Origin of the sequence: Caballeronia sp. GAWG1-5s-s (genome assembly GCF_023631445.1) — a bacterium.
Lineage (GTDB): Bacteria > Pseudomonadota > Gammaproteobacteria > Burkholderiales > Burkholderiaceae > Caballeronia.
This window is the reverse complement of sequence record NZ_JALQDC010000019.1, coordinates 1-10,368: the sequence shown is the minus strand read 5'-3', so window position 1 is coordinate 10,368 and position 10,368 is coordinate 1. Positions and strand designations below refer to the sequence as shown.

The following is a 10,368-nucleotide window of genomic DNA, read 5'->3' as shown; positions in this document are numbered from 1 at the left end:
ATTCGTCCGAAGTGTTACCTATGTCCTGGAACAGGTGTTACCCATGTCTCCGGTCTATACACAGCGGCAAAGAAAGTAACCCCCGCCCCGGGGAGGGGCAACGCCAATAGACCGACACGAATAGAAGTTCCACGAAAAGGAGCGGCAGCAAAACAGAACCAAACGCGAGAATTAACCCAAGAACCCCCCGTACATCGCCGCATACGAAGCACAAAGATAGAAGCAAAATGCAAGAACCCAAACAACGCCCGCCGCAGGCGAAAACCCGAAAGCATCAAAAAAGGAAACCATTAAATTTCCCCGGCGAACAGCCGATATAACGTGCAATCAAGCGGCAGCGCCAGAAAAGGATTCGTGCATGTCCAACAACATCATCAACATCGGCTTGTCGGGCCTGAATGCGGCCCAGTGGGGCCTCACGACGACCGGCCAGAACATCAGCAACGCCGCCACGCCCGGCTATACGCTGGAAAAGGTCGCGTACCAGGAAGCGTCCGGTCAAAGCACCGGCTCCGGGTATCTCGGCAACGGCGTGCAGACGGTCACCGTCACGCGACAGTACAGCCAGTACCTGACGACGCAAGTCAACAACACGCAGTCGGCGAGCAGCGCGGCGAACACCTATTACACGATGCTCTCGCAGCTCAACAACCTCGTCGGCGATCCGACGTCGGGCATCGCGGCGGGCATCAGCAACTACTTCTCCGGCCTGCAGTCGGTGGCGAACTCGCCGAGCAGCACGGCCTCGCGCCAGTCGCTCGTCAGCAGCGCGCAGACGCTCGCCGACCAGATGACCTCCGCCGGCGAGCAATACGACCAGCTGCGCCAGAGCGTCAACACGCAACTGTCGAGCGCCGTCTCGTCGATCAACAACTACGCGCAGCAAATCGCCGATCTCAACAAGCAGATCAACGGCGCGAGCGCATCGGGCCAGCAGCCGAACCAGTTGCTCGATCAACGCGATCAGGCCGTAACGAACCTCAGTTCGATGATCGGCGTGCAAGTCGTGCAGCAGGACGGCAACTACAACGTGTTCATCGGCAACGGGCAGCCGCTCGTCGTCGGCAATACGCAGTACGGCCTGCAAACGGTGACGTCGCCCTCCGATCCGAGCGAGCTGACCGTCGCGTTCAAGCGCACCGACGGCACGCCGCAGACCGCCGCGAACACGCAGTACATCGACAATTCCGCGCTGACGGGCGGTGTCGTGGGCGGCCTGATCGACTTCCGCACGCAGACGCTCGATCCCGCGCAGGCGCAACTCGGCGCCATCGCGACGAGCTTCGCCTCGCAACTGAATAGCCAGAACGCGCTCGGCCTCGACCTGAGCGGCAAGGCGGGCGGCGCGCTCTTTTCGACCGGCACGCCCAACGTATATTCCGACGCGCGCAACAAGGGCAGCGGCAGCGTGGCCGTCTCGTTCGCCGACGCGTCGCAGCCTTCCACGGGCGACTACACCCTGACGTACAACGGTACGGACTACGAAGTGACCGATCCGGCGTCGGGTAAATCGCTCGGCAGCATTACGCCGCCCGCCAACAGCGGCACGTTCGACGGCCTCAACATCACCGTGTCCGGCACGATGCAGAAGGGCGACTCCTTCAGCATTCAGCCGACGCGCGGCGCGCTGGACAACTTCGCGCTGACCACGAAGAGCCCTACCGCGATCGCGGCGGCATCGCCCGCGGTGAGCTCGGCATCGACTTCGAACACGGGCACCGGCTCGATCACGTCGGCGACGGTGGCGGCGGGCTACAGCATGCCGTCGAACATCTCGCTCACGTACGACAAGGCCGCAGGCGGCTTCACGTCGAACGTCGATGTGACCGTGAACGGCACCGCGTACACCGCGAACTCGACGATTCCGTACGACGCCTCGAAGGGACTCACGATCACGTCCAACGGCGTAAGCGCGACATTGAGCGGCGTTCCCGCCGACAAGGACGTGTTCAATATCGCCGCTAACAAGGGCGGCACGAGCGACGGCAGCAACGCGCTCGCGATGGCGAACCTCGTCTCGGCGAAGTCGCTCAACGGCGGCACCGATACGCTCACGGGTTCGTACGCGAGCTACGTGAACGACATCGGCAATCAGGCCAATCAGCTCAAGGCGACGAGTTCGTCGCAGACCGCGCTGCTCAATCAGGCGACAGCGGCACAGCAGTCCGTGCAAGGCGTGAACCTGAACGAAGAAGCGGCCAACCTTATCCAGTATCAGCAGCTCTATCAGGCGAACAGCAAGGTGATTCAGACCGCGTCGTCGCTGTTCCAGACGCTGCTCGGCATCTTCAACTGAGGCAACTCGCGATGCGTATTTCCAGTTCCCAGTACTTCAATCTGAACGTCGCTTCCATGAGCGACCAGCAGAGCACGCTGGCGTCCATGTATCAGCAGATATCGTCGGGCAAGCGCATCATGACCGCGTCCGACGACCCGCTCGGCGCGGCGCAGGCCGTGCAGCTCACGATGCAGGGCAACGCGCTCACGCAATACGGCACGAATCAGACGAAGGCGCTCTCCTCGCTGCAACAGGAAGACTCCACGCTGAGCGACGTGAGCGACGTGATGCAAAGCATCAAGACGAAGCTCGTGCAGGCCGGCGACGGCTCGCTGACGGACGCGAACCGCACGGCCATCGCCAATGCGATTCAGGGCTATCGCGATCAGCTCATGAACATCGCGAACACCACGGACAGCGACGGCAATTACATCTTCTCGGGCCTCAAGGGCGGCACGCAGCCGTACACGAACAACCCGTCGGGTGTCGGCGCGACGTATTCGGGCGACGCCGGCCAGCGCACGGTGCAGATCAGCGCGGGACGTTCGATCGCGGTGGGCGACCCGGGCCAGTCGATTTTCGGCAGCGTATCGCCGACGGAAAGCACGCCTGTTTCGAGCGCGGCTGCGACGAACACGGGCACGGGCACGATCAGCGGCGTGAGCGTTTCCGACCCGAGCAATCCGAATAACGGCAGCACGTACACGATCCAGTTCGCCGTCGATGCCACCGCGGGCACGACGAGCTACACGGTCACGGCGGTGCCGGCGGATTCATCGTTGCCGACGACGCCGACCGCGTACACCGGCAAAGCGGACATCACGCTCGGCGGCCAGACGGTGTCCGTTGCGGGCGCGCCCGGCAATGGCGACAGCTTCACGGTGCAGCCCGCGACCGCTGGCAACAACGACATCTTCGCGACGCTCGACAACCTCGTGAGCGCGCTGAAGCAGCCGACCGGATCGGACAGCGCGCACGCCGCGCTGACCAACGCGCTGACGACCGCGGGCACGAAGATCACCAACACGTTCAACAACGTGCTGGCGGCGCAGACCGTGGTGGGCGGACGCGAGCAGCAGATTCAATCGACGCAGACGGCGATGCAGACGACGCAGACGCAGAACGCATCGGATCTGGCGAACCTGACGCAGATCGACCTGGTTTCGTCGATCAGCTCGTATGAGTTGACGCAGAACTCGCTTCAGGCGGCGCAGATGGCGTTCACGCAGATTCAGAAGATGTCGTTGTTTGATTATTTGGGCGGGTAAGCGCGGCGGCTTTTGATAGAAGCGGTAGTAGGTTGCGGGGCATGGCTCGGGAGAGCTTTGCCCCGTTGTTGTTTTCGGCGTGGCGCGACGACAAAGGCGTGAGTTCGTTGCTGTCGGTCGGGCTGCCGTCTCGACTGTAGACGTTGACCCGCACGAATGAAGGCACGGTTCGCTGAAGCCGATAACAGTTTGCGGGGCGTTGCTCGGGAGAGCGGCAGCCCTGTTGCTGCCTCCGCCATCGCACAACGACAGTGGCGCAAACTTCCTTGCTGAAGACGGTATGCCGTCTCGACCGCCGCAATCAGATGCGCGCGTCGATCGATGGCGTGCGAAGAAAGTGGCAGACGTTGAACCGGACGCATGAACGCGCGATTCCGCTGAAAGCGATAGCAGGTCGCGGGGCATTGCGCGAAAGAGCGGTGCCTCGTTGTCGCTTTCGGCATCACACGACGACGGTGGCGCGACTTCCTTGCTGTAGTCGGTCTGCCGTATCGACCGCCGCAATCAGATACGCGTGTCGATCGACCGATGGCGTGCAAAGAAACGGCAGACGTTCAACCCGACGCATAAGCGCGCGATTCCGCTGAAAGCGATAGTAGTTCGCGGGGGATTGCGCAAAAGAGCCATGCCCCGTCGCTGTCTCCAGCATCGCACGACGACGGTGGCGCAGCTTCGTTGCTGACGGCTGGTCTACCGTGTTGAGCGCCGCAATCAGATACGCGTGTCGATCGACCGATGGCGTGCAGGGAAACGGCAGACCTTGAACCGGACGCATAAGCGCGCGATTCCGCTGAAACCGATAGTAGTTCGCGGGGGACTGCGTAAAAGAGCGGTGCCCCTTCTTTTCTCTGGCATCGCACAACGACAGTGGCGCAACTTCTTTGCCGAAGTCGGTATGCCGTCTCGACCGTCGCAGTCAGGTACGGTGTCGGTCGACCGATGGCGTGCGAAGCAAGTGGCAGGCGTCGAACCGGACGCATGAACGCGCGATTCTGCTGAAAGCGATAGTAGTTCGCGGGGCATTGCGCAAAAGAGCGATGCCCCCTCGCTGTCCCCAGCATCGCACGGCGACGGTGGCGCGTCTTCTTTGCTGACGGCTCGTCTACCGTGTCGACCGCCGCAATCAGCTCGCGCGTCGATCGACCGATGAGATGTTAAGGAAATGGCAGACGTTTCGAACCGGGCGGATAAGCGCGCGGTGTTCGCGGGGCGTTACGCGAAAGAGCGGTGCCCCGTTGTGTCTCCAGCATTGCGCGACGACAGTGGCGCAACTTGGTTGCTGACAGTCGGTCTGCGGAGTCGACCGCCGCAACGACATACGTGCGTCGACCGACCGATAAGGTGGCACGGAACAAACCAAACACCGAGGCGGCATCCCGCCGACGCCCAACCTCAATAAAGTGCCCCAGCCACGCGCCCCACTTGCGCGATACCCGCATCGAAGATGCGCAAGAAGAACGGCATCAGATTGGGCAACATGAGCTGCAAGAGCAGCAAGCCGACCAGCATCGTGACTGGAAACCCAACCTGGAAAATCCCGATCTGCGGCGCCGCCCGGTTCAAAATGCCCAGCGCCAGATTAGAGATGAGCAGCGCCGCCACGATCGGAAGCGAAAGCAGCAGGCCCGTGCCGAAAATACTGGTCCCATAGCCAACAAGCACGCGCCAGCCCTGCGCATGCGATGCCGCCGCCACCACGTTCGCCTCGATCGGCACATTCTGGAACGTCGTCACGAGCGCGCTGATTAATTGCAGATGGCCGTCGAACACGAGAAACGCGAGCATCGCGAGCGTGTTCAGATAGCGCGAGATGACCACCGCATTGCCGCCCTCGCGCGGATCGTAAAGCATGGCAAAGCCGAGGCCCATTTGCTGGCCGATGAACTCGCCCGCGGCATCGACGGCGGCGAATGCAATCTGCATCGTCATGCCGATGGCCGCGCCGATCAGAAACTGATTGACGATGATCCAGATGCCCGCCGCCGAGAACACCGTGGTTTGCGGCATCGCGGGCAAAGTCGGCGCGACGATCAGCGTGATAAACGCGCCAAGCGCAATCTTCACGCGCGTCGGAATGGCCATGTGGCTCAAGACCGGCGCGGTGGCGAGGAGCGCGAGAATGCGCACGAACGGCCACAGGAACGCGGTGAGCCAGCCGTTCAGTTGCGCGTAGGTGACGGAGAACATCGAACGCTCAGCCGGTAATCGCGGGCGTGATCGTGAACACGTGGCGCATGTAGTCGAGCAGCGTCGAGAGCATCCACGGACCGGCGATCACGAGCGTCACGGCGACCGCGATCAGCTTCGGAATGAACGAGAGCGTCGATTCGTTGATCTGCGTGGCCGCCTGGAAGAGGCTCACGACGAGACCCACGACGAGCGCGACCAAGAGCAACGGCGCGGCGAGCAACAGCGCGACGACCATCGCCTGATGCGCCATCGTCATGACGGATTCGGGTGTCATGCGCGTCTCCTTACGATACGAAACTTTGAGCCAGCGAGCCGATCAGCAACTGCCAGCCATCGACGAGCACGAACAGCATCAGCTTGAAAGGCAGCGCGATGGTCGTGGGCGACACCATCATCATGCCCATCGACATCAGCACGCTCGCCACCACCATGTCGATGATGAGGAACGGAATGAAGATCGTGAAGCCGATCTGGAAACCGGTCTTCAGCTCGCTCGTGATGAACGACGGCACGAGCAGCGAAAGCGGCACGTCTTCCGGGCCGTTCATCGGCGGGGCCTTGGAAATGCGGGCGAACAGCGCGAGATCGGATTCGCGCGTCTGCTTCAGCATGAACTGCTTGAAGGGCGCGACGCCGCGCGTCATTGCCTGATCCATCGCGATCTGGCCTTCGGAGAAGGGCTTGTATGCGTCGTTGTAGGCACGGTCCAGCACCGGCGACATTACGAAGAACGAGAGAAAGAGCGCGAGGCCGACGAGCACCTGATTCGGCGGCGTGCTCGACGTGCCGAGCGCCTGGCGCAACAGCGACAGCACGATGATGATGCGCGTGAAGCTCGTCATCATCAGGACCATCGCGGGCAGGAACGAGAGCATCGTCAGCAGCAGCATGGTCTGCACGCTGAGCGAATACGTCGTGCCGCCGTTGGGGCCGGGGCTCGTGTTGAACGCGGGCAAACCCGCCGTGCTTTGCGCGAGGGCCGCGAGCGGCGACAGCGCGATGACAACCGGAAGCGCGAGCTTCACGCCCCGCGCGATGTGACGACCGACCTGCATTACTTGCTCCCGCCGACGAACTGCATGAGACGCTTGAGCGCGTCGCCAAGCCGCTGACTCTGAAAAATGACGAATGTGATAGCCATGGTGTCCTGCCTCTTTCGATAGCATGAATTGTTGACTATCCCGGTCGCAAACGATGGCGCGAACAGAAGGGCAATTCGGCGCCAACTCGTTCTATTGCGAAAGCGCGCGTCGCCCAAAGCAAAACGGGCGTGGTCCTCGCGGAGCACGCCCGATGGATCGGCTGGAACGGTCGGCTTTACTTGCCGGTACTGACGAACTTCTGAAGCCGCTTGTTCGCTTCGCCGGCGAGCGCATCGCGAAAGCGCTGGCCGAACGAACCCGGCAACGTTTGCGCGGGCGATCCCGTCACGCCGGCCGGCACTTCGGCTTCGGCGGAACCGGCGGGCATCGTGTGCAGAAGCCGCACGTTGCCGGGGCCCGCGCCGAGCACGAGCCACGTATCGCCGACCTCGACCACTGCCACGCGCTCCTTGTTGCCGAGCGATGCGCCGCCCACCACCTTGACGAGCCCGCTGCGCTTGCCGCCCTGATAGCCGAACTTGCGGGCGAGCCATGCGCAGCCGAACACGAAGCCGATGACGACGGCGAGCCCGAGCAGCGTTTGCAGCACCGCGCCGAAGCCGAGCGAAGGCACCGCGCTGCCCGCGCCGACGCCCGAGGCGATCTGCGCGGCATGATTCACGGCGTTCATGTCGGCTGCATGGGCGAAGATTGGCGCGGCCAACACGACAACGGTGGCGAGGCGTTTCATCGATTCAGCTTCCGGATACGTTCGGACGGCGTGATGATGTCCGTCAGGCGAATGCCGAACTTGTCGTTCACCACGACCACTTCGCCCTGCGCGATCAGACAGCCGTTCACGAGCACGTCCATCGGCTCGCCTGCGAGGCCGTCCAGTTCCACGACCGAGCCCTGCGCCAGTTGCAGCAGGTTGCGGATCGCGATCTTCGTGCGCCCGAGTTCCACCGTCATCTGCACGGGGATATCGAGAATCATGTCGATGTCGTTGCGCGTCGAGGGCGCCGCGGCCTTCGACAGCGGCTGGAATACGCCCGCCGATGCGACCGGCGCTTCGTTGCCGTTCTGTTCGGCGAGCGCGCTCGCCCAATCGTCCATCGAGAGTTCTTCGTCTTTCATGTCGGTCGCGCCGGGCTGGGTGCCTTCCTGCATCAGATCACTCATAACTACCTTCCTTCGTCGAATCGCTGGCGCTGCTGATCATGTTCTGGACACGCAGCGCATATTGACCATTGAAAATTCCGTAACCGCATTCCATCACCGGCACGCCGTCCACCTTCGCGACGACCTGCTCGGGAATGTCGATCGGCAAGACATCGCCCGCGCGCATGTTGAGCAGCTTCGCGAACGACGAGCGAATCTCGGCGAGATCCACCGTCAGCTCCACTTCGGCCGACTGCACCTGCTGCGACAGCACGCGCACCCAGCGGCGGTCCACTTCGAGCGCTTCGCCCTGAATCGGCGAGGAGAGCACGTCGCGGATCGGCTCGATCATCGAGTACGGGAAGCAGATGTGCAGCGTGCCGCCGATCGAGCCGAATTCGATGGTGAACTGCGTCACGATGACGATTTCGTTCGGCGTCGCGACGTTGGCGAACTGCGTGTGCATCTCCGAGCGCATGTATTCGAACTGGAGCGGGCGCACGCTGCGCCACGAGGCCGCGTAGTGCTCGAACACGAGGTTCAGCAGCTTGTGGATGATGCGCTGCTCGGTCTGCGTGAATTCGCGGCCTTCGACGCGCGTATGAAACCGCCCGTCGCCGCCGAAGAGGTTATCCACGACGAAGAACACGAGGTTCGGATCGAACACGAACAGCGACGTGCCGCGCAGAGGCTTCACATGGACCAGGTTCAGGTTGGTCGGGATCGGCAGATTGCGCGTGAATTCGCTGTACTTCTGCACCTTCACGGGGCCGACGGAGATTTCCGCCGAACGCCGCATGAAGTTGAAGATGCCCACGCGCATGAGGCGCGCGAAGCGGTCGTTGATGATTTCGAGGCCGGGCATCCGGCCGCGGACGATGCGTTCCTGCGTCGCGATGTTGTACGGACGCACGCCGGCTGGCTTGTTTTCGTCGGAGACCTGGTCGATCTCGCCGGTGACGCCCTTGAGGAGGGCATCGACCTCCTCTTGCGACATGAACTCTTCGTGGCCCATGACTCTCTCGTTCCTTGATTGGGTGCCGGGCGCTTACTGAACGACGAATTCAGTAAAGAGCACTTCCTGAATGTGGGCCGGCTGCTCGGGCGTACTGGCGGCGGCTTCGACGGTTACGCGCAGTTCGTCGGCGAGCTTGCGTTTGCCGTCGATGCCCGCGAGGTCGTCCGGATGCTTGGCGGAGAGCAGCAGCAGGATGCGGCTGCGGATTTCCGGCATGCGTTCGGTGAGCGCGGCTTGGCCTTTCTCGTCCTTGAGCTTGAGCGTGAGGCCGACGCGCAGGTAATGCATGATGCCGTCGTCGGCTTGCAGGTTGACTGTCAGCGACTCGAGCGGGAAGAACACGGGCGGCGGCAGCGGCGCGGGCTTCGCGGGGCCGTGCGCGGACTTGCCGAGCACGAAGTACGCGCCGCCGGCGCCTGCGCCGAGCAGAACGATCGCCCCGATGGCGATGATCAGAATGCGCTTGAGCTTGCCGCTCTTCGCGGGAACGATGGGTTGCTGGTTTGCAGTAGTGGTAGCCATGAATGCGTGCCTCTTTCGATAGGTTGAATTGTTCGCTATCGCGGCTTGTCGTGATGGGTCGAACAGAGGGGATTTTTGGTGCCTTTTTGGGGTTCTCGGGCGGTTGGTCGGGGGCGGAACTGAGGATTCGGTGTGGGGGGCTTTGTGTGGAGCTTGTCGTTGCGCATGGCTGTTGGGGGTTTGCCCCTTGGCTGGGCGCGGGTTTGCTAACTTACGCAGTAACGGTTCGTCAGCTCGTTCTTTCGTGGGACTTGGGCTCGGGGCGGTCTTTCGTTCTTTCGTTCTTTCGTGGAACTTGTTTTCGCGTCGGTCTATAAGCGTGGCCCCTCCCCGGGGCGGGGGTCACTTTCTTTGCTGCTGTGTATAGAGCGGAGACATGGGTAACACCTGTTCCAGGACATAGGTAACACTTCGGACGAATGGTTCGTCCGGAGTCGGTCATGACCTGGGATAGCAAAGACATCATGGAACTGCGGCTTGAGTTCGTGAAGTTCGCCAGCCAAGAAGGGGCCAATCGACGCGCCTTGTGTCGCCAGTACGGCATTAGTCCGAAGACCGGCTACAAGTGGATCAGGCGCTACGAGCAGGGCGACACCGCGCTGGCCGATCGATGCCGGCGGCCCATCCATAGCCCGTCGCGTACGGCGGCCGATGTCGAGGCGCGCGTGGTCGAGTTGCGTCAAGCGCAGCCAGCCTGGGGCGCGCCCAAAATCGCGCGTCGCATGAGCGATCTCGGTTGCGATCGAACCCCATCGCCGAGCACCGTGACGCGCATTCTGCATCGGCACGGCCTGATCAGCGCCGAGAGCAGCACCGCAGCCTTGCCGTGGCAGCGCTTCGAACACGCGC

General features: G+C 62.5%; 10 protein-coding genes. 3 read left to right on the top strand and 7 right to left on the bottom strand.

Annotated elements, in window-relative coordinates:
- The first annotated feature begins 358 nt into the window (after window positions 1-358).
- Window positions 359-2,296, top strand: coding sequence for a flagellar hook-associated protein FlgK (gene flgK / locus NCR34_RS13480; protein WP_248320704.1), 1,938 nt, complete (start codon window positions 359-361; stop codon window positions 2,294-2,296).
- Between the two features lie 11 nt (window positions 2,297-2,307).
- Window positions 2,308-3,546, top strand: a complete 1,239-nt coding sequence (gene flgL / locus NCR34_RS13475) for a flagellar hook-associated protein FlgL (protein ID WP_248320705.1) — start codon at window positions 2,308-2,310, stop codon at window positions 3,544-3,546.
- Window positions 3,547-4,938: 1,392 nt separating this feature from the next.
- On the opposite strand, the gene fliR is transcribed toward flgL, so the two are convergent.
- The 7 genes from fliR to fliL all read right to left on the bottom strand — a co-directional run bounded on the left by fliR (window position 4,939) and on the right by fliL (window position 9,519).
- The gene (fliR, locus tag NCR34_RS13470; RefSeq protein ID WP_248320707.1) at window positions 4,939-5,733 is read right to left on the bottom strand and encodes a flagellar biosynthetic protein FliR; all 795 of its coding nucleotides are present in this window, start codon (window positions 5,731-5,733) and stop codon (window positions 4,939-4,941) included.
- A gap of 7 nt (window positions 5,734-5,740) precedes the next feature.
- Window positions 5,741-6,010, bottom strand: coding sequence for a flagellar biosynthesis protein FliQ (fliQ, locus tag NCR34_RS13465; RefSeq protein ID WP_175938546.1), 270 nt, complete (start codon window positions 6,008-6,010; stop codon window positions 5,741-5,743).
- 10 nt (window positions 6,011-6,020) lie between these two features.
- Window positions 6,021-6,791, bottom strand: coding sequence for a flagellar type III secretion system pore protein FliP (fliP, locus tag NCR34_RS13460; RefSeq protein WP_206467222.1), 771 nt, complete (start codon window positions 6,789-6,791; stop codon window positions 6,021-6,023).
- Window positions 6,792-7,053: 262 nt separating this feature from the next.
- Window positions 7,054-7,569, bottom strand: coding sequence for a flagellar biosynthetic protein FliO (fliO, locus tag NCR34_RS13455; protein ID WP_248320708.1), 516 nt, complete (start codon window positions 7,567-7,569; stop codon window positions 7,054-7,056).
- Entirely contained in the window at window positions 7,566-8,000 is a 435-nt protein-coding gene (fliN, locus tag NCR34_RS13450) for a flagellar motor switch protein FliN (protein WP_175938540.1), read from the bottom strand. The genes fliO and fliN overlap by 4 nt, the downstream gene beginning before the upstream one ends.
- A complete protein-coding gene (gene fliM / locus NCR34_RS13445) occupies window positions 7,993-8,994 on the bottom strand; it encodes a flagellar motor switch protein FliM (RefSeq protein WP_175938539.1) in 1,002 nt (333 codons plus the stop codon). Before fliM ends, fliN begins: the two co-directional genes overlap by 8 nt.
- Window positions 8,995-9,027: 33 nt before the next feature.
- Window positions 9,028-9,519 carry a flagellar basal body-associated protein FliL gene (gene fliL, locus NCR34_RS13440; protein WP_248320709.1) on the bottom strand — a complete coding sequence of 164 codons (492 nt, stop codon included), beginning with the start codon at window positions 9,517-9,519 and terminating at the stop codon, window positions 9,028-9,030.
- Window positions 9,520-9,959: 440 nt separating this feature from the next.
- On the opposite strand from fliL, the gene NCR34_RS13435 reads away from it, so the two are divergent.
- A partial coding sequence (locus NCR34_RS13435) for a helix-turn-helix domain-containing protein (protein ID WP_250500061.1) occupies window positions 9,960-10,368 on the top strand: 409 nt, incomplete at its 3' end.

Excerpts from the sequence above, each read along its gene's own strand:
- flgL (WP_248320705.1), top strand. The coding sequence starts at position 2,308 with ATGCGTATTTCCAGTTCCCAGTACTTCAATCTGAACGTCGCTTCCATG.
- flgK (WP_248320704.1), top strand. The coding sequence starts at position 359 with ATGTCCAACAACATCATCAACATCGGCTTGTCGGGCCTGAATGCGGCC.
- fliM (WP_175938539.1), bottom strand. The coding sequence starts at position 8,994 with ATGGGCCACGAAGAGTTCATGTCGCAAGAGGAGGTCGATGCCCTCCTC.
- fliN (WP_175938540.1), bottom strand. The coding sequence starts at position 8,000 with ATGAGTGATCTGATGCAGGAAGGCACCCAGCCCGGCGCGACCGACATG.
- fliQ (WP_175938546.1), bottom strand. The coding sequence starts at position 6,010 with ATGACACCCGAATCCGTCATGACGATGGCGCATCAGGCGATGGTCGTC.
- fliP (WP_206467222.1), bottom strand. The coding sequence starts at position 6,791 with ATGCAGGTCGGTCGTCACATCGCGCGGGGCGTGAAGCTCGCGCTTCCG.
- fliR (WP_248320707.1), bottom strand. The coding sequence starts at position 5,733 with ATGTTCTCCGTCACCTACGCGCAACTGAACGGCTGGCTCACCGCGTTC.
- fliO (WP_248320708.1), bottom strand. The coding sequence starts at position 7,569 with ATGAAACGCCTCGCCACCGTTGTCGTGTTGGCCGCGCCAATCTTCGCC.
- fliL (WP_248320709.1), bottom strand. The coding sequence starts at position 9,519 with ATGGCTACCACTACTGCAAACCAGCAACCCATCGTTCCCGCGAAGAGC.